The 24,905-nt window shown below is 70.0% G+C and carries 21 protein-coding genes; 12 read left to right on the forward strand and 9 right to left on the reverse strand.

Going from position 1 to position 24,905, the window contains the following annotated elements; all coding sequences use genetic code 11:
- Positions 1 to 19 precede the first annotated feature (19 nt).
- Positions 20 to 439, reverse strand: coding sequence for a GIY-YIG nuclease family protein (locus tag BLQ50_RS10085; RefSeq protein WP_093183393.1), 420 nt, complete (start codon positions 437 to 439; stop codon positions 20 to 22).
- 118 nt (positions 440 to 557) lie between these two features.
- On the opposite strand from BLQ50_RS10085, the gene BLQ50_RS10090 reads away from it, so the two are divergent.
- Positions 558 to 1,145, forward strand: a complete 588-nt coding sequence (locus BLQ50_RS10090) for an NUDIX hydrolase (protein ID WP_245701084.1) — start codon at positions 558 to 560, stop codon at positions 1,143 to 1,145.
- A gap of 12 nt (positions 1,146 to 1,157) precedes the next feature.
- Here the strand turns inward: BLQ50_RS10090 and BLQ50_RS10095 are convergent, their stop codons facing one another.
- Positions 1,158 to 1,853: a TetR/AcrR family transcriptional regulator gene (locus BLQ50_RS10095; protein WP_093183395.1), complete on the reverse strand. Its 696-nt coding sequence runs from the start codon at positions 1,851 to 1,853 to the stop codon at positions 1,158 to 1,160.
- Between the two features lie 98 nt (positions 1,854 to 1,951).
- Here BLQ50_RS10095 and BLQ50_RS10100 point away from each other — a divergent pair, with 98 nt between their 5' ends.
- The 6 genes from BLQ50_RS10100 to BLQ50_RS10125 all read left to right on the forward strand — a co-directional run bounded on the left by BLQ50_RS10100 (position 1,952) and on the right by BLQ50_RS10125 (position 10,697).
- Positions 1,952 to 4,489, forward strand: a complete 2,538-nt coding sequence (locus tag BLQ50_RS10100) for a beta-glucosidase family protein (protein WP_245701086.1) — start codon at positions 1,952 to 1,954, stop codon at positions 4,487 to 4,489.
- An 80-nt stretch (positions 4,490 to 4,569) separates the two neighbouring features.
- Positions 4,570 to 6,252, forward strand: coding sequence for an ABC transporter substrate-binding protein (locus BLQ50_RS10105; RefSeq protein ID WP_093183396.1), 1,683 nt, complete (start codon positions 4,570 to 4,572; stop codon positions 6,250 to 6,252).
- Between the two features lie 157 nt (positions 6,253 to 6,409).
- Positions 6,410 to 7,528 carry an ABC transporter ATP-binding protein gene (locus BLQ50_RS10110; protein ID WP_093183398.1) on the forward strand — a complete coding sequence of 373 codons (1,119 nt, stop codon included), beginning with the start codon at positions 6,410 to 6,412 and terminating at the stop codon, positions 7,526 to 7,528.
- The gene (locus BLQ50_RS10115; RefSeq protein WP_093183400.1) at positions 7,525 to 8,505 is read left to right on the forward strand and encodes an ABC transporter permease; all 981 of its coding nucleotides are present in this window, start codon (positions 7,525 to 7,527) and stop codon (positions 8,503 to 8,505) included. The genes BLQ50_RS10110 and BLQ50_RS10115 overlap by 4 nt, the downstream gene beginning before the upstream one ends.
- Positions 8,506 to 8,508: 3 nt before the next feature.
- Positions 8,509 to 9,624 (forward strand): ABC transporter permease, encoded by a 1,116-nt coding sequence (locus BLQ50_RS10120; protein ID WP_093183402.1) that lies wholly within the window; start codon positions 8,509 to 8,511, stop codon positions 9,622 to 9,624.
- Positions 9,621 to 10,697 carry an ABC transporter ATP-binding protein gene (locus tag BLQ50_RS10125; RefSeq protein ID WP_093183404.1) on the forward strand — a complete coding sequence of 359 codons (1,077 nt, stop codon included), beginning with the start codon at positions 9,621 to 9,623 and terminating at the stop codon, positions 10,695 to 10,697. Before BLQ50_RS10120 ends, BLQ50_RS10125 begins: the two co-directional genes overlap by 4 nt.
- A 109-nt stretch (positions 10,698 to 10,806) precedes the next feature.
- On the opposite strand, the gene BLQ50_RS10130 is transcribed toward BLQ50_RS10125, so the two are convergent.
- Positions 10,807 to 11,673 carry an SGNH/GDSL hydrolase family protein gene (locus tag BLQ50_RS10130; protein WP_425424094.1) on the reverse strand — a complete coding sequence of 289 codons (867 nt, stop codon included), beginning with the start codon at positions 11,671 to 11,673 and terminating at the stop codon, positions 10,807 to 10,809.
- A 33-nt stretch (positions 11,674 to 11,706) separates the two neighbouring features.
- Positions 11,707 to 12,474: a uracil-DNA glycosylase gene (locus BLQ50_RS10135; protein ID WP_093183405.1), complete on the reverse strand. Its 768-nt coding sequence runs from the start codon at positions 12,472 to 12,474 to the stop codon at positions 11,707 to 11,709.
- 237 nt (positions 12,475 to 12,711) lie between these two features.
- Between BLQ50_RS10135 and BLQ50_RS10140 the strand changes: the two genes are divergently transcribed.
- From BLQ50_RS10140 to BLQ50_RS10150, 3 genes are read left to right on the forward strand one after another with little or no spacing between them, the layout of a single operon-like run.
- Positions 12,712 to 13,056 carry a DUF3263 domain-containing protein gene (locus BLQ50_RS10140; protein ID WP_093183785.1) on the forward strand — a complete coding sequence of 115 codons (345 nt, stop codon included), beginning with the start codon at positions 12,712 to 12,714 and terminating at the stop codon, positions 13,054 to 13,056.
- A 50-nt stretch (positions 13,057 to 13,106) separates the two neighbouring features.
- Entirely contained in the window at positions 13,107 to 13,754 is a 648-nt protein-coding gene (locus tag BLQ50_RS10145) for a LytR C-terminal domain-containing protein (RefSeq protein ID WP_093183407.1), read from the forward strand.
- A 7-nt stretch (positions 13,755 to 13,761) separates the two neighbouring features.
- Positions 13,762 to 15,333 (forward strand): phytoene desaturase family protein, encoded by a 1,572-nt coding sequence (locus BLQ50_RS10150; protein ID WP_093183408.1) that lies wholly within the window; start codon positions 13,762 to 13,764, stop codon positions 15,331 to 15,333.
- Between the two features lie 287 nt (positions 15,334 to 15,620).
- Here the strand turns inward: BLQ50_RS10150 and BLQ50_RS10155 are convergent, their stop codons facing one another.
- Entirely contained in the window at positions 15,621 to 17,063 is a 1,443-nt protein-coding gene (locus BLQ50_RS10155; protein WP_139185797.1) for a glycoside hydrolase family 15, read from the reverse strand.
- Positions 17,064 to 17,322: 259 nt separating this feature from the next.
- On the opposite strand from BLQ50_RS10155, the gene groL reads away from it, so the two are divergent.
- On the forward strand, positions 17,323 to 18,957 hold the full coding sequence (groL, locus tag BLQ50_RS10160) for a chaperonin GroEL (RefSeq protein ID WP_093183411.1): 1,635 nt from the start codon (positions 17,323 to 17,325) through the stop codon (positions 18,955 to 18,957).
- Between the two features lie 316 nt (positions 18,958 to 19,273).
- Positions 19,274 to 21,019, forward strand: a complete 1,746-nt coding sequence (locus tag BLQ50_RS10165; RefSeq protein ID WP_093183413.1) for a glycoside hydrolase family 13 protein — start codon at positions 19,274 to 19,276, stop codon at positions 21,017 to 21,019.
- 87 nt (positions 21,020 to 21,106) lie between these two features.
- On the opposite strand, the gene BLQ50_RS10170 is transcribed toward BLQ50_RS10165, so the two are convergent.
- The 4 genes from BLQ50_RS10170 to BLQ50_RS10185 form a co-directional block, all read right to left on the reverse strand.
- Positions 21,107 to 21,394: a WXG100 family type VII secretion target gene (locus tag BLQ50_RS10170; protein ID WP_093183414.1), complete on the reverse strand. Its 288-nt coding sequence runs from the start codon at positions 21,392 to 21,394 to the stop codon at positions 21,107 to 21,109.
- Between the two features lie 222 nt (positions 21,395 to 21,616).
- Positions 21,617 to 22,333, reverse strand: a complete 717-nt coding sequence (locus BLQ50_RS10175) for an HD domain-containing protein (RefSeq protein ID WP_093183416.1) — start codon at positions 22,331 to 22,333, stop codon at positions 21,617 to 21,619.
- A 43-nt stretch (positions 22,334 to 22,376) separates the two neighbouring features.
- Positions 22,377 to 24,083 (reverse strand): sensor histidine kinase, encoded by a 1,707-nt coding sequence (locus BLQ50_RS10180; RefSeq protein WP_245701088.1) that lies wholly within the window; start codon positions 24,081 to 24,083, stop codon positions 22,377 to 22,379.
- The gene (locus BLQ50_RS10185; protein WP_093183417.1) at positions 24,080 to 24,808 is read right to left on the reverse strand and encodes a response regulator transcription factor; all 729 of its coding nucleotides are present in this window, start codon (positions 24,806 to 24,808) and stop codon (positions 24,080 to 24,082) included. The genes BLQ50_RS10180 and BLQ50_RS10185 overlap by 4 nt, the downstream gene beginning before the upstream one ends.
- Between the last annotated feature and the right edge of the window lie 97 nt (positions 24,809 to 24,905).

Genomic DNA, 24,905 nt, shown 5'->3' on the forward strand with positions numbered 1-24,905 from the left:
CGGGCCCAGCGGGCTCGACCTACTGCTTGTTGAGCGGCGGACGATGCTTCGAGAGCAGCGTGTCCTCGAGCTCGCGGGCCTCGTCGGCGTTGGTGGTCTCGATCCAGCCGAGAGAGCACTCGCGCACCCAAGCGTTGACCACCGCGAGGTCTTTGACGTCGAGCGTGCTGAGCCGCTTGCGCGAGGAGGCCGCCGGGGTCGTCAGGACGTGCCCGGCGACGCTGCGGCGGAAGGCGGACCGGGACAGGTCGGCGGCCGTCCCCAGGTGCGTGCGGATTCGGGAGCGCAGCCCTGAGGCTGCGACGCCGAGGTAGACGACCTCGTCGTCGTGGACCCAGGCGTAGACGCCGGGGGAGGACGGGATCTCGTGGGCCGCGATCGATGTGGCGGGCGTGAAGGTCGGTGCGGGGACGGAGGCCCAGGGCCAGGAGACGGTCATGCTTCGACTCTGCCACGGATGCCCTGACGCGACGACCACGACGACCGCGACGACCACGACGATTACGGCGGCCCGCGCCCGCTGCCGTGCGCGACCGGCGTGTTGTTAAGGTTCCCGGATGGATGACGCCGTAGAGCCCCAGGACCACAGGACCTCCGACCTCCTGGAGGTGCTGGCCGCATGGTCGCCGGCTGACGCGGCCCAGCGGATGCTCCGCGACGACTACGCGGAATTCCTCGCCGCCCGGCCGGCGCGCGGGCTCGAGCGAGACGGTGGCCCCGAGCACGTGACCGGCAGCGCCTTCGTCTTCACCCCCGACCTGACCCAGGTGTTGCTGTGCTTCCACCGCAAGGGACAGTTCTGGGTCCAGCTCGGCGGTCACGTCGAGCCCGGGGACGCCTCGGTCGCGCACGGGGCGCTGCGGGAGGCCCACGAGGAGAGCGGGCTCGACGACCTGGTGCTGCTGCGGCCCACGCCGGTCGACCTCGACCGGCACGGCCTCGGTGACGGCTTCGGGCGGTGCGCGGTCCACTGGGACGTGGGGTACGCCGTCGTCGCGGGCGGGGACCTCAAGACGTCGGTCAGCGAGGAGAGCGAGGCGCTGGCCTGGTTCCCGGTCGCGTCCCTGCCAGCAGACACCCCGGACGGCTTCGCGGGCCGGGTGGCTGGGGTGCTGCGCGAGCTGGGTGCCGTGGCGGGAGCCTAGGGGGTCGAGGTCCTAGCCGTGTGACGGCAGAACATCGGCCTGGTCCAAGGGGCGCGGCAGCCGGCTGCCGGCGAGCGTCGCGGCGAGGATCGCCTCGATCGCGAAGGCCGTGGTCTCGGCGAGGTCGACCGCGTCCGGGTCGAGCAGCCACTGCACCTGCAGGCCGTCCATGGTCCCGATGATGCAGCTTGCGCCCGTGCTGGCCGCGGCGTCGGTGAGGGAGATCGGTGAGCCCTCGGAGGCGGCGCGCTCCTCGACGATCTGTCGCAGCGCGGCCGCGATCTCCGCGCGCAGCACCTCGAAACGGCTCGTGACCCAGGGGCCCGCGGGGTGCCCGTCGGTGACCGACTCCCCGGCCAGAACCGTGTAGGCCTGGACGATCCCGCGCCGCTCGGCGTTCATGCGCGCGGTGAGCACGAGGTGGCGGAACAGCGCCATGCCGTCGGGGATGTGCTGCCCCTCGAGGTGCGCGACGTCGACCTTGTCGCGGTACTCGAGCACGGCGGTGAGCAGCTTGTCCTTGGAACCGAAGTGGTGCAGGACCCCCGCATGGGTGATACCGACCTGTTCGGCGACCTCAGTGAGCGACCCGTTGTGGTAGCCCTTCGACCCGAAAGTGTGCATCGCCGCCTTGAGGATCTCCTCGCGGCGCGCGGCCGTCTGCGCGCGCGGGCGGCGGGCTGGGACGGGCTTGCTCTGCTGTTCCATACCGCAACCATACTGTGATCTGCTTCACTTACTAACGTGTAAGTAAGTGTGGTTGTATTGCATCCACGCAGACAGCGACGTCAAGAGTGGAGAGTTGAGTGCACTTCCAGACAGCCCCCACCAGCACCGGATCCGGTGCCGGCCGGCCGTCCCTCGAGGCGGTGATCGCCGATCTTCTCGCCCAGCTCACGCTTGAAGAGAAGGTCCGGATGGTCGTCGGGGCGGACATGTGGAGCACCGTGGCGATCGAGCGGATCGGCCTGCGCGCCATGGTCCTCTCTGATGGTCCTGCGGGAGTGCGAGGCACGACCGCACAGGCGCCCCAGACGTCAGCATCCTTCCCAGCGCCCAGCGCCCTCTCGGCCACCTGGGACGTGGAGCTGGCGGCGCGCACCGGGGCGCTCTTCGCCTCCGAGGCTCGCCGTCACGGCGTCGACGTCGTGCTCGCCCCGCAGGTCAACCTGCAACGGACTCCCGTCGGCGGTCGTCACTTCGAGTGCTACTCCGAGGACCCGCACCTGACCTCGCAGATCGCGTGCGCCGTCGTCGGGCAGGCCCAGGCCGACGGCGTGGGCATGTCCGTCAAGCACTTCGTGGCCAACGACTCCGAGACAGAGCGCACGAGCTACCTCGCCTGCGTCGACGAGCGCACCATGCGCGAGGTCTACCTCGCACCCTTCGAACGCCTGGTCGCCGACGTCGGCGCGTGGAGCGTCATGGCCGCATACAGCGGGGTCGACGACGGCGACGTCGCCGCCCCGATCGTCGAGCACCGCCCCCTGCTCACCGGTGTCCTCAAGGAGGAGTGGGGCTTCGACGGGGTCGTGGTCAGCGACTGGCTCGCCACGAAGTCCGTGGCGGCGGCCGTCCACGGAGGCCTCGACCTGCAGATGCCTGGACCGGACGGGCCCTGGGGCGATGGACTGCTCGACGCCGTGCGCGCCGGGACCGTCACCGAGCTCGATCTCGATGACAAGGTGCTCCGGCTGCTGCGGCTCGCCCATCGGGTGGGCGCGCTCAAGGCGACCGCCTCACTCAGCACGGACCTGCGCGAGACCACAGCGCCCACCCCCGAGGAGGCCGCGGACTTCCTGCGTCTGCTCGTGGCCCGTTCGACTGTCGTGCTCGCCGACGACGACGACCTGATCCCCCTCACCTTCGGGGCCGGCAGCTCGCCGGCGACGATCGCGCTGCTGGGCCCCGCCGTGACCGAGCCCTTCCGCCAGGGCGGCGGGTCCTCCTACGTGGCACCGGACCGGACGACCTCCCTCGCCTCTGCGATGAGCGAGGCCCTGCCCGACGACGTCACCCTCTTGGTCTCCGCCGGCGCGCGGGCGCGGCTCAACCCGCCCGCCCTCGACATCGTGGCGCGGGCCCGGGATCTGACCACCGGCGAACCCGGCATCCGGGTCACCCTCACCGGTGCCGACGGCGCCGAGCTCGAGACCTGGACCACGACCACCTGGGACGGATGGCTCCAAGACGTCCGCGCCGACGCCGTGACTGCGCACGTGTCCGGCGCATTCACACTGACCGAGCCGGGTGTCCACGAGATCGGCATCGGAACCGTGGGACGGCACCGCATCGTGGTCGACGGCCAGCTCGTCTCGACCGCCGGTCGGATCGTCGCGGCCGAGGTGATCCTCGACTCCAGCCACAACAACCCGCTGGCGTTCTGCGCGGCCGTGGAGATCGGCCAGCCGCGCACCGTGCTGGTCGACGCCGAGCTCCAGGTGGTCCACTCGGTCGGATACGACTCCTTCGTCCGGGGATCGCTCGTGCACCGCCTGCCCGGGCTCAGCGCAGCCGAGGAGCTCGACGCTGCGGTGGCCGCCGCGGCCGAGGCAGACATCGCGATCGTCGTCGTCGGCACGACCGAGGAGGTCGAGTCCGAAGGCTACGACCGGACCACCCTGGCGCTGCCAGGCAACCAGGACGAGCTTGTCGCCCGGGTGCTCGCGGCAAACCCGGCGACGATCGTCGTCGTCAACGCGGGAGCACCCGTCGTCCTGCCATGGTTCGCCGATGCCGGGACGGTGCTGTGGGGCTGGCTCGCCGGACAGGAGACCGGGACTGGCCTGGCCGATGTGCTGCTGGGGGTCACCGAGCCCGCGGGCCGGTTGCCGTGGACGCTGCCCGGCGCCGAAGAAGACGTCCCCGTCCCTCACGCGCTGCCGCAGGACGGTCGGATCGACTACTCAGAGGGCGCCGACGTCGGTTACCGCGGCTGGGAGCGTGCCTGCCGCGTGCCGGCCGCGCCCTTCGGCCACGGTCTCGGGTGGTCCCGGTGGCGTTACGACGACGCCCGGGCCGACCTCGCCCCCGAGGGCGGCGTGGTCGTGACCGTGGAGCTCACGAACGTCGGCCCGCGGTCCAGCCGCGAGGTCGTCCAGGTCTACGTCGAGCCCCCCACCGGATCAGTCGACGCCGCGCGGCCTGTGCGCTGGCTCGGCGGGTTCGCGGTGGCCGAGGTCGCGGCGGGTTCGCCGGCCACGGTCGCAGTAGACGTGCCTCGGCGCGCCTTCGAGATCTGGGACACCACCTCCCACGGGTGGGTGCTGCCACCCGGCCCGCACCACCTGCGGATCGGGCGATCGGTCGGCGACCTGTGGATCGAGCTCGACGCTCCGCTCTGACCCCGCGGGTCGGTGCGCCGGCCTGCACCACACCTTTCCACCTCTCTAACAAGAAGTTCCCAACGTGCAAGGAGGCACACATGCGTAATCACAAGAAGGCCCTCTCGGCGGTCGCCGGTCTGGCGGCAGCGGTCATGCTCATGACCGGTTGCGGCGGCGGTTCGAGCGATGGCTCGAGCACCACCAAGGGAAGCGGTGAGAAGGGCGCAGTCCTGACCATCGGTATGCCCAACGGCACCCAGACCGACAACCACAACCCCTTCGGTGCGACGTCGTCGGCGAAGTCGCTCGGCTACGCCAACGTGCTCTACGAGCCGATCGCCCAGGTCAACGACATCAACCCGGCCGAGGACCCCGTCCCGTGGCTGGCGAGCGAGTGGACCTGGAACGACGACTTCACCCAGATCACCATCACCCCGCGTGATGGAGTCCTGTGGTCTGACGGCCAGAAGCTGACGGCCGACGACATCGCGTACTCGTACTCGATGCGCCGGGACAACCCGGCCATCAACGCCGACGCACTGCCCTACGGCGACATCTCCGTCGAGGACGGGAAGGTTGTCGTCAACTTCACCAACGGCCAGTACACCAACCAGACGAAGCTCCTCAAGCTGCTCATCGTCCCCAAGCACATCTGGGAGAAGGTGACCGACCCGGGTGAGGACGTCAACAAGAACCCGATCGGCACCGGCCCGTACACCCTGGAGTCATGGACCCCGCAGGCCGCAACGCTCAAGGCCCGCACCGACTACTGGGGCGGCGACCTTGCGGTTCCGGAGCTCCGCTACAGCTCCTACACCGACAACGCCGCGCTGACCAACGCCCTCATCTCCGGTGAGGTCCAGTGGGGATGGACCTTCATCCCCGACATCGAGAACATCTTCATCTCGGCGGACAAGGAGCACAACAAGTTCTGGGCAGCAGCCGGCCTCGGTGCGGACGTGCTCTACCTCAACACCACCGTCGCGCCATTCAACGACGTGGCTGTGCGCAAGGCCGTGAGCATGGTCATCGACCGTGACCAGACGTCGGAGCTCGCCACGACCGGCCAGGTCCCCGCGATCAACTCCGTCGTGGGCCTCCCCGAGCCGGCCGGTACGCCGTTCATCTCCGCGGACTTCACCGGCAAGGAGTTCAAGGTCGACGTCGAGGGCGCCAAGAAGGTCCTCACCGACGCCGGGTACACCTACTCCGGCGACACGCTGCTCGACCCCTCGGGCGCACCGGTCTTCTTCACCCTGAGCAACCCTGCAGGCTGGAGCGACTACCTGACTGGTCTTGAACTGATCTCCGCCGCCGTCAAGGAGATCGGGATCGACACGTCGGTCGACGCGATGAACCAGGACGCATGGTTCACCGCGATCGCCGAGGGCGACTTCCAGGCCTCGATGCACTGGACCGACACGGGTGCCACGCCGTGGGACATCTACTCCAACATCATGGACGGCGCACAGATCAAGCCGGTCGGCGAGAGCGCCGCGTGGAACTTCGGTCGCTTCGACAACCCGACAGCCACCGAGGCGCTGGCGACCTTCGCCGCCAGCCCCGACAAGGCCGTCCGCGACGAGGCCCTCGCCACGATCCAGCAGGTCTTCGTGGACGAGGTTCCCGCGATCACTGTGCTGACCCGTCCGTACTCGGCCCAGTACACGACCAAGAACTACGTCGGATGGCCCGACGCGACCAACCCCTACGCACCGCCGCAGCCGACCCTGGTCCAGGCTTCGCTCATCCTGACGAAGCTCAAGCCCGCTTCTGACTGATTCCCCTTCCCGTCTGCCGGTGACCGAGACCTGACCTAGACCAGGTCTCGGTCACCGGCAGACGGGTCTTGGCGCTCGCACCGCCCTCTTTCTTCTCCGCGTCTCCTCTTCTCCTCTTCTCCGCGCTCCGGCGCACGTTCAAGCAAGCAGGTATCCGATGAGTCACCCGGCCCACGAATCAGAAACGGCAGCCGCAGCACCACCCCTGCGCGCGACTGCCCTCCCCCCCACGACCGATCCCGTCCTTCAGGCCCGCGGACTGACCAAGCACTTCCCGGTCGGTGGCATGCGGTCCAAGTCGGTCGTCCACGCGGTCGACGGGATCGACCTGAGCCTCCGCGGTGGCCAGGTCATCGCCCTCGTCGGCGAGTCGGGATCGGGAAAGTCCACGGTTGCGCGCCTGCTGGCCCGGCTGTACCCGCAGACCGGGGGAGAGGTGTTGCTGCACGACGCACCCGTCACGGCGCTGCGCGGTCGCGCGTTCCGCGCCTACTGCCACCGGGTGCAGATGATCTTCCAGGATCCCTTCGCCTCGTTGAACCCGGCCAAGAGCGTCCGGTACACCCTCACCCGGTCCTTGCGCATCCACCAGCCGAAGCTGCGCGGAGCGAAGCTCGAGGCAGCGTTGTACGCGCTGCTCGAACGCGTCCAGCTGCAGCCCGAGCGCTACGTCGACAAGTTCCCCCACGAGCTCTCCGGTGGCCAGCGCCAACGCGTGGCCATCGCCCGCGCCCTGGCCGCCGACCCCGAGGTGCTGCTCGCCGACGAGCCGATCTCCATGCTCGACGTCTCCATCCGGATCGGGATCCTCAACCTGCTGCAGGACCTGCGCGACCGCCTGGGCATCGCGATCTTGTACATCACCCACGACATCGCCTCGGCGCGGTACTTCGCGGACGAGACCCACGTGATGTACGCCGGTCGGATCGTCGAGAGCGGGGACAGCGAGTCCGTCACCCAGCAGCCCGCGCACCCCTATACCCAGCTGCTGGTGCGGTCGGCTCCCGACCCCGAGCACATGGGCGGCAACGTCACCCAGGGTCGAGGCGCCGAGCCACCCAACATGGTCCGTCCGCCGACCGGCTGCCGGTTCAACCCGCGTTGTCCCTTCGCGACCGACATCTGCCGCGAGCAGGTGCCCGTGCTCGCCGAGCTGGCCGACGGTCACCGGGTGGCGTGCTGGGGCTACGCCGACGCCGAGCAGGCTGCTGCCGCCGGCACGGATCTGAGCGCGCTCCCCGTGCTCGGCGAGAACAAGGTGGAGGTCACGTCATGAAGTACTTTGCCCGGCGAATCTTCATCTACGTGCTCACCGCTTGGGCGGCCGTCACCATCAACTTCTTCATCCCGAGGTTGATGCCCGGCGACCCGGTGCAGTCCCTCATCAACCGGAAGCAAGGGCAGATCAGCGCGGACGCCGCGCAGTCGCTCTACGTGCTCTTCGGCCTGGACAAGAACACCAACATGCTGGAGCAGTACATCGCCTACTGGCAACAGCTGCTGCGCGGCGACCTCGGCCTGTCCTTCGCGAACTTCCCCACGCCGGTGAGCGAAGTTCTCGCCCAGTCCCTGCCGTGGACGATCGGTCTCGTGGGTATCGCGACCATCATCAGCTTCGTGCTCGGATCGCTGATCGGCGTGCTGATCGGGTGGCGGCGGGGGACGTGGGCGGACGGGATCCTGCCCGTCGCGACGTTCTTCTCCTCCGTCCCGTACTTCTGGCTCGGTCTGATCGCCATCATGCTCTTCTCGATCACCTGGAAGATCTTCCCGACGGGTGGCGCCTACGACGGCGGACTCATCCCAGGCTGGGACCTGGACTTCATCGTCTCGGTGCTCCAGCACGGTGCGCTGCCCGCACTGACGATCGTGCTGTCCTCGGTGGCCGGCTGGATCCTCGGGATGCGCAACATGATGGTGACCGTGACGTCGGAGGACTACGTCACGGTCGCCCAGGCCAAGGGCCTGTCCGAGTCCAACGTGATGTTCGGCTACGCCGCCCGCAACGCGGTCCTGCCGCAGGTGTCCAGCTTCGCCCTGTCGTTGGGGTTCATCGTCTCGGGGACACTGGTCACCGAGATGGTCTTCTCCTACCAGGGCATCGGCTTCACGCTGTTCCAGGCGATCGGCGCGAAGGACTTCCCGCTCATGCAGGGCGCCTTCCTGGTCATCACGCTCTCCGTGCTGGCCGCGAACATCCTCGCCGACGTCGCCTACGTCTTCCTCGATCCGCGCACCCGACAGGAGGGCTGAGACATGACCGCCATCCCCGTCCAGACCGACGCCACGGCCTTGACCGGCACAAACCCCGCACCGACCGCCGCCGGTCCCCGCCGCAAGCCTCGCGGCACGGCCCAGCAGCGGTTCCCGTTCCTGCGGAACAAGAAGGCCGTCACCGGCCTGGTGATCCTCGGCTTCTTCACGCTCCTGGCACTGATCGGCCCGTGGATCGCACCCTTCGACCCGAATGCCATCTCCAAGGACATCTTGCAGGGGCCGAGCGCCACGCACTGGTTCGGGACGTCGCACCTGGGCCAGGACGTCTTGTCCCAGATCATCGTGGGGACCCGCAGCGTCATGCTGGTCGGGCTGGTCACGGGCGTCATCGCGACGGTGCTCTCCGTGATCGTGGGCGTCAGCGCCGGATTCCTGGGAGGTGTCAGCGACGAGATCCTCTCGGCGTTGTCCAACATCTTCCTGGTCATCCCCGCACTCCCGCTGATCATCATCATCGCCGGCCAGCTGCCCGACGCCGGTGGTATGACCATCGCGCTGATCCTGGCGGCCACCGGCTGGGCCTGGGGCGCACGGGTGCTCCGCGCCCAGACGCTGTCCCTGCGGCGCCGGGACTTCGTCGAGGCGGCCCGCGCGAACGGCGAGTCGACCTGGCGCATCGTCTGGTTCGAGACCCTGCCGAACCTCACCGCGATCATCGCCTCGAGCTTCATCGGCACCGTGACGTTCGCGATCCTGTCGCAGACGACGCTCGCCTTCATCGGAGTCACGAGCATCAAGAGCTGGAGCTGGGGGACCGTCCTGTACTGGGCGCAGTCCGGGCAGGCGCTGCACCGCGGCGCCTGGTGGTGGTTCGTGCCGGCCGGCCTGTGCATCGCGCTCGTGGGCATGGCACTGACGTTCATCAACTTCGGCATCGACGAGTTCGTCAACCCGCGCCTTCGGTCCGCGGGCACCAGCGCGAAGGACATGCGCCGACGGGGCATCCGCCCGCGCATCGGCTTCACCGCGATCGACCGGTCCGCCATGGCGACGTCGCGTCGTCGCGCCGTCGCGCCGCCCGCGCACCCGGACGCCTGGGCGCCCGAGACCACGCCGTCGCCGAAATCCCCACCCACGAAGGAGCCGAAGCGATGACCGAGACGATCACCGCGCTGAGCGGGACCCCCACCGCGGCCCGGGAGCCCATCCTGGAGATCCGTGACCTGCACGTCGGCTACGGCTACGGCGAGAGCCCGGTCCGAGCATTGCGCGGAGTCAACCTCACTCTGCACCGCGGAGAGGTGCTGGGGCTGGCCGGAGAGTCGGGCTGCGGAAAGTCGACGCTCGCCTATGCCGCGACGCGGCTGCTCCCGCCCCCCGGCCTCATCATGGGCGGAGAGGTGCTCTATCACGGCGCCCAGGGCAGCGGTGAGCCGCCGGTCGACATCCTCTCGATGACCGACAAGGAGCTGCGTGCCTCTCGCTGGGAGGACGTCGCCATCGTCTTCCAGGGGGCGATGAACTCGCTCAACCCGGTCTACCGGATCGGGCGGCAGCTCATGGACGCGATCGCCGCGCACCGCAAGGACTCGACCAAGGCCGAACGCGCCGAGCGGGCCCGCGAGCTGCTCTCCATGGTGGGCATCGCGCCGGACCGGGTCTCGGCCTTCCCGCATGAGCTCTCCGGGGGCATGCGTCAGCGTGTGATGATCGCGATGGCGCTCGCCCTCGAGCCCAAGGTCCTCATCATGGACGAGCCGACGACGGCGCTCGACGTCGTCATGCAGCGCCAGATCCTCGAGCAGGTCATCGACCTGCGCGACCGGCTGGGCTTCTCGGTCATCTTCATCACCCATGACGTGTCGCTGCTCATCGAGGTCGCGGACCGGATCGCGATCATGTACGCCGGGGAGATCATCGAGGAGGCGAGCGCGAGCGACGTCTACCGCCGACCGCGCCACCCCTACGCGCACGGTCTGCTGCACTCCTTCCCGCCGTTGCACGGACCCAAGCGTCCGCTCGCGGGCATCCCGGGATCCCCGCCGGACCTGCAGGCGCTGCCCAGCGGCTGCCCGTTCCGGGTGCGCTGCGACCACGTGATGGACGCCTGCTCGCAGATCCAGCCTGTCCTCGGGCCGACTCGGCTCAACGAGCCCGGCCGGCAGGTGGCCTGCCTGCTGCACGATGCCGCACTGGCGCCGACGCTGCCGGAGTCGCTCAGCCGGTGACCGTCCCCGCCCCGCCCTGCCCCCCGCTGAGTGCGTGGACATGTACGCAACATGTCGGCGTGTCGCGTACATGTTCACGCACTCAGCGGAGGCGGTGGTGGGGGCAGGTTCACCCGAAGGGCGTGAGCTCGGGGTACTTCGCCGTCCTGGCGTCCCCGGAGGACTGCCGGCGCAGCCGGCGGGTCGCCCACGGATAGACGTGCTCGCGCAGCCAGTGCGCGTTCTCGCGCACCCACTCGATCCGGGGGACCGGCGGGAGCGGGGTCAACGGGTCGTCCCACGCCTCGTCGTCGGGCACCTGGTCGAGGCCGAGCAGAGCCGCCTGGGACACCCGGCGGTGACCTTCCGGGGTGAGGTGGATGCGATCCTCGGACCACATTCGCCAGTCCTTGAGGGACCGCATGCCCCACATGTCCATGACGTACGCCCCGTGCCGGTGGGCGATCGACCAGATGAGCGAGTTGTAGATGCCCACCCGCCCCCGGGTCATCGACACCAGCGGGCTCTCGGCCGTGTCGAAGCCCGTGCACAGCAGGACGTCCGCGCCGCTCTCGCGGATCGTCACGACGGCGTCCTCGAGGTTGCGGGCGATCCAGTCGATGTCGACCGTCGGGCGCAAGATGTCGTTGCCGCCGCCGACGAGGCTCACCAGGTCGGGCTTCATCTCCAGGGCGGCCGGCAGCTGGTCGACGATGATCGAGCGCATGAGCCTGCCGCGGATCGCGAGGTTCGCGTAGAGCAACGGGTCCTGACCGGCGTCGATGCGCCGGTGGGAGAGGTTCTGGGCGAGCAGGTCTGCCCAGCCGCGACACTGGGTGTCGTCGTCGGGATGCACGTCCCAGAGGCCCTCGGTGAAGGAGTCGCCGATCGCCACGTAGCGCGACCACGGCCCCGGGGCCGGGAGGCGCACCCCGTCGGTCGACGGATGTGCGGTGGCGGTGGACTCGGGGCTCTGGGTGGTTTTGGCGTCGCTCACTGCTTCATTCTGGCCCAGGTCGGCAGACCTGGCTCAGAAGAGCAGGTCGGCGGGTTCGACGCGGGGCGCGGCGGGGAGCGTCCAGTCGACCGGTGCGGCGCCCTGGGCGACGAGCAGCTCGTTGACCCGGGAGAAGGGGCGCGAACCGAAGAACCCGCGGCGGGCGGAGAGCGGGCTGGGGTGGGCGCTCGCGATGATCGGGACGCCGGCCAGCGCCGGGGCCAGGGACTGGGCGTCCCGCCCCCACAGGACCGCCACGAGCGGGCCGCCCCGCGCGACGAGCGCCGCGATGGCGTGGTCGGTCACGGCCTCCCACCCGAGGCCCCGGTGCGATCCGGCGTCCCCGGCGGCGACGGTCAGCACCCTGTTGCACAGCATGACGCCCTGGTCCGCCCAGGCCGTCAGGTCTCCGGTCGCGGGCGCAGGGGCCCCGACGTCGTCGCGCAGCTCGGTGAAGATGTTCTGCAACGACCGTGGCAGCGGCCGGACGTGCGGCTGGACCGAGAAGGACAGCCCCATCGCGTGCCCCGGCGTGGGGTAGGGATCCTGCCCGACGACGAGCACTCGCACCCGGGCGAGCGGCTCCCGGAAGGCGCGCAGCACCGCCGCGCGCTCGGGCAGCACGGTGGGCGCGGTCGCGGTCCGCCCGGCGGCCTGCGCGGCGACGTGCGCGGCGACGGCGGCGGAACTGTCGGTGTTGTCGGCGGGGCGCAGCAGCCGGGCGTCGAGGTCGTCGATGAGGGAGGCGACCGGGGCGAGGGCAGCCGCCCAGTCGGGTGCGACGGAGTCGAGGAGGAGCATCCCTCGAGGGTCCCAGACGAATGACTCCCATGTCATTCGCACGTAAGATGCAGGGATGAGCCGCCAGGTTCCCGGTTTCCCGGTCGGTCGGCGAGGTGACGTATCCCCGCCGCGGGTCGGGGAGATCCTCGGTGGATGTGGTGCCCGCGCTGTGCGGGCCGCAGGGAGCGGGGGTGCAGGTTTGCGCCGCCAGAAACTGGACCGTGCGGGAGAGGACAAGTGCAGGTGGGAGTCAGCATGTTCGAGGCAGCCGCCAACACGCCCCGGTCGCAGGACCAGACCGGCGACCAGACCGGCGACCAGAACGAGGTTCCGCCGGACGCCCCGCCCGAGGAGCCGACGCTGAGCGAGCGCGACGGTGCGGTCCTGGCCTTCGAGAAGCAGTGGTGGAAGTACGCGGGCGCCAAGGAACAGGCCGTTCGCGAGCTCTTCGACCTGTCCGCGACCCAGTACTACCAGGTGCTCAACACGCTGCTCGACTCCCCGGCTGCGCTCGCGGCAGAACCCATGCTCGTCAAGCGGCTGCGGCGGATGCGTGCGAGCCGCCAGCGCGAGCGAGTGCAGCGTCGCAGCCAGCTCTGAGCCGCGCGTCTTCGTCGAATGTTTGCAGTCGCACCCGCTAACCTTGGCCCGTGAGCAAGCCGACTACGAAGTACCCCGAGGACGAGTTCGATGTCTTGGCCCCCGACGCAGCCCCCTCCGGGGTGCACCGGGCCCCACGGTCCGCCTGGAGCCGTGTCGCGCCCTTTGTCATCGTCGTGGTGACCTGCGCGGTGCTCGCGGTGGGAACGGTCTACTACCTCGCGCAGTCACCGACCTCGCGGCTGAACGCCTCCGCGACGCCCAGCGCATCTGCCGAACCGACGGACGCCGCGACGGACGCCGCTACGGATGCCGCTACGGACGCCGCGACCCCTGACGCCACGGACGAGGCCACCCCTGACGGCGAGGCCACGACCGAGGACCCGGTCGACACCCCAGTCGCGCCGATCCCAGACGCGGTCGACACCACGACCTCCGTCCGCGTGCTCAACGCGACCGCCCGGTCCGGGGTGGCCGCAGGTGCGGCCACGACCCTGACCGATGCGGGCTGGAGCGACGTCGTCGCCGACAACTTCACGGGCACCAAGCCGACCAGCTCGCTCGTGTACTTCAAGAGCTCCGAGAGCGAGGCCGCCGCGCGCGAGGTCGCCCAGCTGCTCGGCATCACCGAGGTCATCGAGGCTCCCAAGCTCGTCGGCCCCGTCTCGGTCGTCCTCGCGGGATCGTTCGGGAAGTAGCCCGGAGGTGACCAGATGCGACGTCGTCGTCGTCGGCTCTGGTCCGAACGGGCTCGCCGCCGCTGTCACCCTGGCCCGGGCCGGGCTGGCCGTCCTCGTCCTGGAGGCGCAGCCCACCCCCGGCGGAGGTGCCCGGACCGAGCCGCTCGGCCTGGCCGACGGCATGACGCACGACCTCTGCTCGGCCGTCCATCCGCTCGCGCTCGCCTCACCGTTCTTCCAAGCATTCGACCTGGCCGGTCGCGGCGTCGAGCTGCTCCAGCCGGAGGTGGCGTACGCGCACCCGCTCGACGGGGGACGCGGGGGGATCGCCTACCGGGACATCGAGCGCACCGCGCGGGGCCTCGGGGTCGACGCCGGCGCGTGGCGTGCGCTCCTGGGGCCGCTCGCCTCGGCGCCCGCCGCGGTGGTCTCTCTGGCGCTCGGGGACCGGCGGCCGGGGTGGCCGTCTGCGGCGATCGTGCCTGCCGATGCCGCCGGACCTGCCGCCGCCGGAGCCGATGCCGGAGCCGCCGCCGAATCCGCCGCCCAGCGGAACTGGCGTGACGTCGCACGGGAGATCGCCCGGACGGCGCGCGTCGCCAGTCACCTCGGTTTCGCCGTCGCCGAGCAGGGGAGCGCCGCGTGGGGGGCAAGATTCTCCGGCGAGACCGCCCCGGCCCTGCTGACCGGCGTCGCCGCGCACGCGATCACGCGGTTGCCCTCGCTCGCGGCCGCGGGGACTGCGCTGCTGCTCGGTTCGCTCGCTCACGCCTCCGGCTGGCCGATCCCGCGCGGCGGCTCCGGAGCCATCACTGCTGCGCTCCTGGCCGATCTCGAGGCGCACGGCGGGCAGGTCCGCACGGGCACGGCGGTCCGCGGGGGAGACCTGCCCCCGGCGCGGGCCTACGTCTTCGACACCTCCGCGCGGATGGCCGCCCAGATCCTCGGCGACCGGATGCCTGCGGCGGCGCGCTGGGCGCTGGGACGTTTCCGCAATGGCAACGCGGCGGCCAAGGTCGACTTCGTGCTCTCCGGCCCGGTGCCCTGGGCGCACGCCGAGGTCGGGCTGGCCGGGACCGTGCACGTCGGCGGCAGCCGGGCGGACATGGCCCGCGCCGAGCACGACGTCGCCCGCGGCCGGCACGCCCACCGGCCGATGGTCCTCGCGAGCGACCCCACGGTCGTCGACCCCGGCCGGGCCAGCGGCGGGTTGCGACCGCTGTGGACCTACGCGCACGTTCCGGCGGGCTCCGACGTCGACCCGACCGAGGCGATCACCGCGCAGATCGAACGGTTCGCCCCCGGCTTCCGCGACGTGGTCGTCGCCTCCCGGGCGGTCACCGCCCAGGGGATGGCCGCCCACAACGCGAACTACGTCGGCGGTGACATCGCGGCCGGCGCGGTGACCCCGTGGCAGATGGTCGCCCGGCCCACCCCGTGGCTCCCGCCCTATGGCACGGGCGTGGAGGGGGCCTACCTGTGCTCGGCGTCGACCCCGCCGGGCCCCGGAGTGCACGGGCTGGGCGGCTGGTACGCCGCCCGCAGAGTCCTCCGCAACCACTTCGGCATCCGGGATCTCCCCTCCCTCGCCCCCTGACCGACCCGCTGACCGACCCGCTGACCAACTCGCTGACCGACTCGCTGACCAACTCGCTGACCGACTCGCTGACCGACTCGCTGAGTGCGGTCGTTTGGCTGGACAAACCGGGCGCCGGGCAGCCGTTTGACCGCACTCAGCGGGGGCCCCCGACTGTCCAGCCGTAGGTGTCCGAATTTCGCCCTGTTTTCGCTCAGAACAGGGCGGAATTCGTACACCTACGGGAGGGTGAGCGGGTCGGCAGGGCGAGCTGGGGTGTGAGGACGCGGGTGGCGGAGAGGGAGGCGTCAGTCGCCGAGGTAGGTCAGGGCGAGGAGGACGTTCGCGCTGCTCCAGGCGAGGGGGGCGAGCTGGGCGGGGGAGCCGTCGAAGAGGACCTTCTCCGGGATGGACCCGGTCGTGGTGCGGTGCGCATCGACCCAGCGCAGCCAGCCGATGGCCTTGTCGTCCTCGCCGAGCGCGGCCGCGGTCAGCGCGAAGACGGTCGTGGTCGGGGTCCAGGAGATGCCGTCCTGCTTCCACCCGGCCCCGGGTGCCAGACCTCCGCCGGCGCGTGCCATCGCCTCCGGCGCAGCCGCCCAGGCGGCGAGCACGTCGTCGTCGGCCGTCTCGGCGAAGGGCGGGAGCAGGAAGGCGACGGCGGTGTCGACCTTGGAGCCGCCCAGGTCTCGGGGGAAGTTGGGGCCGAACTTCGTCCGCACGACGTGGTCGAAGGTCGTCGCGGCCTGCGCCACCGTCGACGCCCGGTACGGCTTGCCGAGCAGCGCAAAGAGGTCGTCGGCTCCCTGCAGGGCCATGAGCAGCGGCGTCGACGTGCCGAGCGTGGCCTTGCGGGTGCGCTTCTCCCAGTAGTCGGGGGAGGCCGGCGGCAGGGCGGTGCCGTCCTTGGTCAGGGCGAGGATGCGGGTCGTGCTGCGCTCGATGAGCGGTTTGAGCGCGGCGGCGGCCGCGGCGCGGGCCACGGGGTCGTCGATCTCGGCGAGCACGGTCGAGGCGCTCCACAACGCCCACCCGGTCGCGTCGGTCTGCACTCCGCGGTCGTCGGGCGGCCCGGAGGCGTCGGGGAGGTAGCGGGCCTCGAAGGAACCGTCGGCGGACTGGACCCCCTGCAGGAACTCCAGGATCTTCAGCGCGTCGTCGGTGTGCCCGGTCGTCGCGAGCGCGGTCGCGACGAAGGCGTTGTCCCGCGGCCAGGCGTAGCGCCAGTGCGGGGTCCACCCGGCGACCACGGCGCCGTCGTCGAGCGTCAGCGCGTACAGGTCGAGCAGCGCGTTCGTAGACATGTCCTCGAACTCGGTCCCGGCGCCCGGGACGGTGCCCGCGGCGAGCCAGTCGCGCATGTCCTGCGCGGTGGCGAGCTCGGCCGCGGTCGCCGTCGCTGGGTCGGCGACCGCGACCCGGCTGCCCTCGAGGAAGACGAGATCGCTGCCCGGGGCGAGCTCGGCGCGTGTGCCGTCGGGGGCGACGGCGAGCCCGGTCGAGGCGAGTGCGACAAACGCTTCCGTCGGCTTCGGGGTGAAGGGGCCGCGATGAGTGAGCCAGGCTCCCGCCGTGGCGCCCAGGGTGAGTGTGGTGACAAGGGTGACCGCCACGACCACGCGACGACGACGTCGCTTCTGGGGGTGGCGCAGGGGGCGTCGGCGCAGGCCACCGGCGCGCAGGGGCCCCGGCGGTCCCGGCTGAGGCGCGGGAGCCACATCGACTGCGGTGTCGGGTGTGGTGATGGTCACGGAAGAACAGTATCTTGCGCGGTCTGCCTGCTTTCCGCCGTCGGCGTACCGCCGATCCCAGAAAACGGTCGATCGGCCTTGCACTCTCGGGGGTCGAGTGCCAATAATGGCGTTAGCACTCTCATGCCGAGAGTGACAGAAACATGGGTCGACCAGTGAGGCGCGGACCCGGTGGCGTGACATGAACGCCACCGATCCACGCCGTCCGTCGCGGGCACGAGCCGACCTTCACACGCCACCAGCGGAGGATCACACCCCAATGGCAAAAATCATCGCCTTCAACGAGGAGGCCCGTCGCGGTATGGAGCGTGGACTCAACATCCTCGCCGACACCGTGAAGGTCACGCTCGGCCCGAAGGGCCGCAACGTCGTCCTCGACAAGAAGTGGGGAGCGCCCACCATCACGAACGATGGTGTGAGCATCGCCAAGGAGATCGACCTCGAAGACCCGTTCGAGCGCATCGGTGCCGAGCTCGTCAAGGAGGTCGCCAAGAAGACTGACGACGTCGCTGGCGACGGAACCACCACGGCGACCGTGCTGGCCCAGGCGCTCGTGCGCGAGGGACTGCGCAACGTGGCAGCCGGCTCGAACCCGATCGCCCTCAAGCGCGGCATCGAGAAGGCCGTCGAGGGTGTCATCGAGCAGCTGCTGATCGCTGCCAAGGACATCGAGACCAAGGAAGAGATCGCCGCCACCGCAGCGATCTCGGCCGGGGACACCGCGATCGGCGAGCTCATCGCCGAGGCGCTGGACAAGGTCGGCAAGGAAGGTGTCATCACCGTCGAGGAGTCGAACACCTTCGGCCTCGAGCTCGAGCTCACCGAGGGCATGCGCTTCGACAAGGGCTTCCTGGCCCGCTACTTCGAGACTGACGCCGAGCGTCAGGAAGCGGTCCTCGAAGACCCGTACGTCCTCATCGTCGAGTCGAAGATCTCGAACGTCAAGGACCTGCTGCCGCTGCTCGACCAGGTCATGAAGGCCGGTCGCTCGCTGCTCATCATCGCCGAGGACGTCGAGGGCGAGGCTCTTGCGACCCTCGTGCTCAACAAGATCCGTGGCACCTTCAAGTCCGTCGCCGTCAAGGCTCCGGGCTTCGGAGACCGCCGCAAGGCGATCCTCCAGGACATCGCCATCCTCACCGGTGGACAGGTCATCTCCGAGACCGTCGGCCTCAAGCTGGAGACCGCGACCCTCGACCTGCTTGGTCAGGCTCGTAAGGTTGTTGTCACCAAGGACGAGACCACGATCGTCGAAGGCTCCGGCGACGTCGACCAGATCGCTGGCCGCGTCAAGCAGATCCGTGCCGAGATCGAGAAGTCGGACTCCGACTACGACCGCGAGAAGCTCCAGGAGCGCCTCGCCAAGCTCGCCGGCGGTGTCGCGGTCATCAAGGCCGGTGCGGCAACCGAGGTCGAGCTCAAGGAGCGCAAGCACCGCATCGAGGACGCTGTCCGCAACGCGAAGGCTGCCGTCGAAGAGGGCATCGTCGCCGGTGGTGGCGTCGCTCTCATCCAGGCCGGCAAGCTCGCCTTCGAGACTGCTGCCATCCTCGCCCTCGAGGGCGACGAGGCGACCGGCGCGCAGATCGTGCGTGCCGCGATCGACGCTCCGCTCAAGCAGATCGCGATCAACGCTGGCCTCGAGGGTGGAGTTGTGGCCGAGAAGGTCCGCAACCTCCCCTCCGGCCACGGCCTCAACGCCGCAACCGGCGTGTACGAGGACCTGCTCGCGGCTGGTGTGAACGACCCGGTCAAGGTGACCCGCTCTGCTCTGCAGAACGCGGCCTCGATCGCGGCCCTCTTCCTCACCACCGAGGCAGTCGTCGCGGACAAGCCCGAGAAGTCCGGCGGAATGCCGGGCGGCGACGGCGGCATGGGCGGCATGGACTTCTGAGTCCACCCCGCACCACCGCGCGTCAGCGCTAGAGAGGCTGGTTCTCCCGGGATCTTCCCGGGGGGACCAGCCTCTTGCGTTCCCCGAGTCGCACCATGCCCGACGCCGCCGCCGACCTCGTGAGCCAGACGCCGAACTCGTGAGCCACGTCCGTTCCCCGGCTCCGGACGGTCGTCGCTCACGAGTTCGGCTGGTGGCTCACGAGTTCGTGGGCGCGTGCGGTCGCCTTCCGTCGACGGGTGGTGGCATGGTTGCTGGCAGTACACCAGATCGCCCGACGGCGGGTGAACTCCGCAGTGATGAGAGGCCCGATCACATGACCACTTTCGCCGAAGATGCCGCGTCGTCCGCCGCCGGATCGGCTGGACCCATGGCTCCGGCGTGGTGGACGTCCGCGGTCGTCTATCAGATCTACCCCCGCAGCTTTGCGGACGGGAACGGGGACGGGGTCGGCGACCTCGCCGGGATCCGGTCCAAGCTGGACTACCTCGCCGACCTCGGCGTAGATGTCCTGTGGCTCTCGCCGATCTACCCGTCCCCGCAGCACGACAACGGGTACGACATCAGCGACTACGAGGACATCGATCCGCTCTTCGGGTCGCTGGCCGAGTTCGACGAGCTGCTCGCCGAGACCCACGCCCGCGGTATGAGGCTCGTGATGGACCTCGTGGTCAACCACACGAGTGACGAGCACCCGTGGTTCGTCGAGTCACGGGCGTCCCTGACCAACCCCAAGCGGGACTGGTACTGGTGGCGCTCGCCGCGAGCTGTGGCGGCCTCTGACGTGCCCGTCGAGCCGAACGGCTGGCGCTCGGCGTTCAGCGGGCCGGCGTGGACCTTGGACGAGAGCACGGGCCAGTACTACCTGCACCTGTTCGCCTCCCAGCAGCCCGACCTCAACTGGGAGAATCCGCAGGTCCGCGCGGCCGTCTACGCGATGATGAACCGGTGGCTCGACCGCGGGGTGGACGGCTTCCGGATGGACGTCATCAACCTCGTGTCCAAGCAGCTCGAGGACATCGACGGCGGCTCCGCGGTCGGCGGCCTCGGCTTCTCCATGGGCCCCCGGTTGCACGAGTTCATGCACGAGATGCACGAGGCGGTCTTCGCTGGCCGGGACGCGCAGCTGCTCACGGTGGGGGAGATGCCCGGGGTGAGCGTGGCGGAGGCCCGGCTGTTCACCGACCCTGCGCGCCGCGAGCTGGACATGGTCTTCCAGTTCGAGCACGTCTGGCTCGACCAGGGCGCGGACAAGTTCGACCCGCTCCCGCTCGACCTCGTCGCGCTCAAGGCGTCCTTGAGCCGCTGGCAGGACGGCCTGGCCGACGTCGGGTGGAACAGCCTGTACCTCAACAACCACGACCAGCCGCGGCTGGTCTCCCGGTTCGGCGACGACGGACAATTCCGCTACGAGTCCGCGACGCTGTGGGCGACCGTGCTGCACCTGCACCGCGGGACCCCGTACGTCTACCAGGGCGAAGAGCTGGGGATGACCAACGTCCCCTTCGCCGACATCGCCGAGTTCCGCGACATCGAGTCGATCAACTACTACCGTGAGGCCGTCCTCGAGCAGGGCAGGGAGCCCGGCCCGGTCCTGGCGGGGCTGCGCAAGATGAGCCGGGACAACGCCCGGACCCCGGTCCAGTGGGACTCGACCGCCCACGCCGGCTTCACGACCGGCCAGCCGTGGATCCCGGTCAACCCGAACTACGTCACGGTCAACGCCGAGGCGGACCGGGCGGCCGAGCGGTCGGTCTTCGAGTTCTACCGCCGGCTGATCGCGCTGCGGCACGCGTCCGCCACGGTGGCCCTAGGCCGTTTCCAGCTGCTCGAGCCCGAGCACCCGACCCTGTATGCCTTCACCCGGGACGGGGACGACGAACAGCTGCTCGTCGTGGCCAACGTCTCCGGCTCGCCGCTGTCTGTGCCGCTGGTCGAGGGCTGGCTCGACGAGGAGCTCCTCGTGACGAACTATCCGGTCGCGGGGGCACCCGCCTCCACGCTCGCCCCGTGGGAGGCCCGGGTGTACCGCCGGGCGACGGGCCAGAACTCGCCCGGATAGTTCCCGTGATCCCGCCCGGATGGCCTCCGGGCAGGATCCCCGCCGGTTCAGGCACAGGGCGCTGCGCCCGGCTACCTGAAGGCCCGGTTACAGGAAGTTGGTCCGGGCTGAGGCCTCGGCCTCGTCGTACGTGGTCGCGGTGCGGCCCAGCGCTGCCGTGATCGCGTCGAGCCCGTTCTCCACCTGGACCTGGGTGACCTGCCACTGTGCGACCACGCCGGAGAACGCGATCGCGGCGGCCCCCGTCCACGAGCCCTGCAGGTCGGTGAGGTGGCGCATCATGGCCGTGACCTCCGACCGGATGGTCGTCACAGACGTGGAGACCACCCCGCTCGCGCTGGAGACCTGGGTGACGTCTACGCCGAACTTGCTCATGGTTCCTCCTGGAGTCGGCGGCACCGGACGATGCCTGGCCCGGACTCCGTCGGTGGACGTCCATCGCCTGAGCACGACGCTAGGGCGCCGCCGCACCCGGCCGCCGGCTAGGCGGGGCGGGCTGTGCCCCAGGAACCGGCGCACGGACGTGTGGACGGGCTCTTCGGGCTATACCGCCAGCTTGCCTAGGTCGACTGGGTCTGCAAAGGAGTCTTCGACGCGCTAGGCGGGCGTCGAGGACACATCGAGCTTGCTGAGCTCCTTCTCGAGCCGGGCGACCTCGCCCGCGAGGTTCTGGCGGGCGGCGTCCTCCCAGCCGGTCGCGAGCGGGCTCGTGTAGAGCGCCTTCCGGCTGAGCAGCTTGGTGAGGATGCGATGACGCGCCTCGATGTAGTCGCGCACGGGGATGTGCTCGTACTCCTTGCGGATGTCGATCAGGTACGCCTTGTAGCGCTGCGGCTCGGCCGCCAGGATGCCCATGTCGGCATCGCAGAGGACGGCGCAGTCCTCGTCGTTGGTGAGCGACTTGTGTCGGGAGAGCGCGGTGACGAGGTCCCTGACGCGGTCCGCCTTGCGCTCGGGTACACCCAGCTCGATGAGCTCGGTGCGGGCGAGCGCGGCGCTGGCGACCTCGTCCTCCCCGCCCTGGGTGGCGTATGCGGCGGACGACGCCGCGGAGAACACGGCCCCGTGGTACCAGGCGGCCAACCGGACCAGGTCCGCCTCGTGCGCCTCCTCAGCCAGCTCATCGACCCTGCTCAGGACGTCGGCGAGGTGACGGACGTTGTGATAGATGCGTCCGGTCTCGCTCCACCGGTCGAGGAGGGAGAGCCCTGTGGCGCGGATCTCGCTCTCTGGTGCGGTGGCTCCGGCAGCTTGCGTGCTGCGGATCCACGAGGACAACAGCCACTGAGGCGCATCTGCGCTGACAGGAGGCATGAACCAGCTTTCGACGTGTGGAGGCGAACCTCCACGGTGATTCTCAGACGACCGGCAATGGTAACTCTTCGGCGACGGAAGCGCTGCCCGGGGTGGCGGCGGGCAGGCAGATGCGCACGGTCAGGCCGCCGCCGGGGGTCGACGCGGTGCTCACGGTCCCCTCGAGGCTGCCCACGATCGCGGCGACGATCGCCAGCCCGAGGCCCGATCCCCCCGAGGTGCGGTTGCGGGAGGAGTCCACCCGGTAGAACCGCTCGAAGATGCGCTCAGCGTCGGCGTCGGAGATGCCCGGCCCGTGGTCACGGACCTCGAGCACGGCGCACCGACGGCCGTCCGTGGTGACCTCACCGAGTGCGACCTCGACCGGGGAGCCGGTCGGGGTGTGCATCGCGACGTTGCCCACGAGGTTGGCGAATACCTGGCGGAGACGATCGTCGTCGCCGATCACCAGGCACGGCCCCATCGGCGCACCGGGGGTGAGCGGCGCCAGGCGGACCGGGCGGGAGGGGTCGAGGGCGTGCAGGTCGCTCACGGCGTCGGCAGCCAGCACGGTCAGGTCGACGGGGACCCGTTGGATGGCGCGTCCTTCGTCGAGGCGAGCCAGGTGGAGCAGGTCCTCCACGAGGGTGCCCATGCGCTTGGCGGAGTCCTCGATCCGGCGCATGGTGTCGTCCATCGCCTCGGGTGTGGTCAGCGCCCCCATCCGGTAGAGCTCGCCGTACCCGCGGACGGTTGCCAGCGGGGTGCGCAGCTCGTGGCTCGCATCCGAGACGAAGCGGCGCATGCGCGCCTCGGATGCCTCGCGGGCCGCGAAGCCCTGCTCGATCTGGGACAGCATGACGTTGAGGGAGTGGGCGAGGCTGCCGACCTCGGTCGACAGGGGCCCCTGCGGGATGCGACGGCTCAGATCGCCCTCGGCGATCGCCGCGGCAGTGCGCTCGATGTCCCCGAGCGGGCGCAGCGAACGTCGCACCGCGAGGAGCCCGACGGCGGCCCCGACCACCGTGATCGCGAGGGCGCTGAGCAGCAGGATCTGCTTGATCTGTCCGACCGTGCTCTCGACCGTGGTCAGGGGCAGCGCGACGTAGACGTCCGCCACCTTGGTCCGGTTCACCTCGACCGACCCGGCGAGCACCCGCCACTGCGTCCCGGCGTCGCCGGCGCCGTGCACATCGACCGAGGAGGTCGTGAAGGGTCTCGTGGGGCGGTTGGCGTCGGTGAAGGTGTACGCGGTGATCTTCGGGATGCCGTACTTCTCGATCGTCTGGGCCTGCACCTCGACGCGCGGCTCGTCGTTGACCGGGTAGATCGCGATGTAGAAGTCGCTCGGCAGGAGCTGAAGGAGCTGTTCAGAGTCGGTGTACTGGGTCAGCGTCTGGTTGAAGCGCTGCTGCGCGGCGGTCGTCAGCTGCGTGTCCAGCTGGTCGACGAGGAAGCGTGAGAGGACCGTCGTGGTCAGTACGACGGAGATGCCCAGACCCGCGAGCAGCACGAGCGTGACGATCCCCACGAGCCGCACCCGCAGCGGGGTGCGGACCCAGAACGACCGGATCGGTCCGACGTGCTGGCCGCCGGCGTCCCCCGTCGTGGGCGGCTGCGGCGGTGGCGGGACTGCAGGGAGGCCGGCGCCCGCGCTGGCCTCCCAGGCGCCCTGCGGCGTCGTCGCACCTAGTTCTGACGGAGCCAGTTCTGAAGGAGCCGGTTCTGGGGGCGGCGGGACGGGTGGCAGGTGTCGGGAGGAGCTGCTCACGTGGACTTCTTCGCCGCCGGTTGCCGCAGCATGTAGCCCACGCCGCGCTTGGTCGCGATGAGAGGTTCGGGCAGCGTGCCGTCGGGGAGCGGCGCGTTGTCGATCTTGCGGCGCAGGTAGGAGATGTAAGACTCGACGATGTTCGCGTCCCCACCCCAGTTGTACTGCCACACGTGGTCGAGGATCTGGGCCTTGGACAGCACCCGGCCGGGGTTGAGCATGAGGTAGCGCAGCAGCTTGAACTCGGTCGGGGACAGGTCGATGACCTGTCCGGCTCGGCGCACCTCGTGGGAGTCGTCGTCGAGCTCGAGGTCGGCGAAGCGCAGCACGGCGTCGTCGACCGGCGTGGGGTGGGTGCGGCGCAGCACCGCCCGGATCCGGGCGACGACCTCTTCGAGGCTGAACGGCTTGGTGACGTAGTCGTCGCCGCCCACGGTCAGTCCGGTGATCTTGTCCTGGGTGTCGTCGCGCGCGGTGAGGAACAGCACGGGCATGTGCAGGCCCTTCTCGCGCAGTCTCCGGGTCACGGTGAACCCGTCCATGTCAGGCAGCATGACGTCGAGCACGATGAGGTCGGGCTTCGTGTCGCGGACAAGCTTGAGGGCGCTCATGCCGTCCTCGGCCGCGAAGACCTCGAACCCCGCGAAGCGCAGCGAGGTCGCGAGGAGTTCTCGGATGTTCGGCTCGTCATCGACAACAACGAGGCGCGCTTCGGGTTCGGTCATGGATCCAGTGTGCGGCGTATTTCTGAGGATCGCCTGAGAGGCGGCTGGGTCGGCGCTGCGTGAGCAGCGTCGACCCAGGAGGCGGCCGGACCGGCCG

Source organism: Sanguibacter gelidistatuariae, from assembly GCF_900096585.1.
Classification (GTDB): Bacteria; Actinomycetota; Actinomycetes; order Actinomycetales; family Cellulomonadaceae; genus Sanguibacter; species Sanguibacter gelidistatuariae.

Bases quoted from the DNA above. Each gene is read 5' to 3' on its own strand.
- groL (WP_093183411.1), top strand. From the start codon at position 17,323: ATGGCAAAAATCATCGCCTTCAACGAGGAGGCCCGTCGCGGTATGGAG.
- BLQ50_RS10185 (WP_093183417.1), bottom strand. From the start codon at position 24,808: ATGACCGAACCCGAAGCGCGCCTCGTTGTTGTCGATGACGAGCCGAAC.
- BLQ50_RS10140 (WP_093183785.1), top strand. From the start codon at position 12,712: ATGTTCGAGGCAGCCGCCAACACGCCCCGGTCGCAGGACCAGACCGGC.
- BLQ50_RS10085 (WP_093183393.1), bottom strand. From the start codon at position 439: ATGACCGTCTCCTGGCCCTGGGCCTCCGTCCCCGCACCGACCTTCACG.
- BLQ50_RS10115 (WP_093183400.1), top strand. From the start codon at position 7,525: ATGAAGTACTTTGCCCGGCGAATCTTCATCTACGTGCTCACCGCTTGG.
- BLQ50_RS10125 (WP_093183404.1), top strand. From the start codon at position 9,621: ATGACCGAGACGATCACCGCGCTGAGCGGGACCCCCACCGCGGCCCGG.
- BLQ50_RS10120 (WP_093183402.1), top strand. From the start codon at position 8,509: ATGACCGCCATCCCCGTCCAGACCGACGCCACGGCCTTGACCGGCACA.
- BLQ50_RS10170 (WP_093183414.1), bottom strand. From the start codon at position 21,394: ATGAGCAAGTTCGGCGTAGACGTCACCCAGGTCTCCAGCGCGAGCGGG.
- BLQ50_RS10110 (WP_093183398.1), top strand. From the start codon at position 6,410: ATGAGTCACCCGGCCCACGAATCAGAAACGGCAGCCGCAGCACCACCC.
- BLQ50_RS10165 (WP_093183413.1), top strand. From the start codon at position 19,274: ATGACCACTTTCGCCGAAGATGCCGCGTCGTCCGCCGCCGGATCGGCT.
- BLQ50_RS10105 (WP_093183396.1), top strand. From the start codon at position 4,570: ATGCGTAATCACAAGAAGGCCCTCTCGGCGGTCGCCGGTCTGGCGGCA.
- BLQ50_RS10135 (WP_093183405.1), bottom strand. From the start codon at position 12,474: ATGCTCCTCCTCGACTCCGTCGCACCCGACTGGGCGGCTGCCCTCGCC.
- BLQ50_RS10095 (WP_093183395.1), bottom strand. From the start codon at position 1,853: ATGGAACAGCAGAGCAAGCCCGTCCCAGCCCGCCGCCCGCGCGCGCAG.
- BLQ50_RS10090 (WP_245701084.1), top strand. From the start codon at position 558: ATGGATGACGCCGTAGAGCCCCAGGACCACAGGACCTCCGACCTCCTG.
- BLQ50_RS10175 (WP_093183416.1), bottom strand. From the start codon at position 22,333: ATGCCTCCTGTCAGCGCAGATGCGCCTCAGTGGCTGTTGTCCTCGTGG.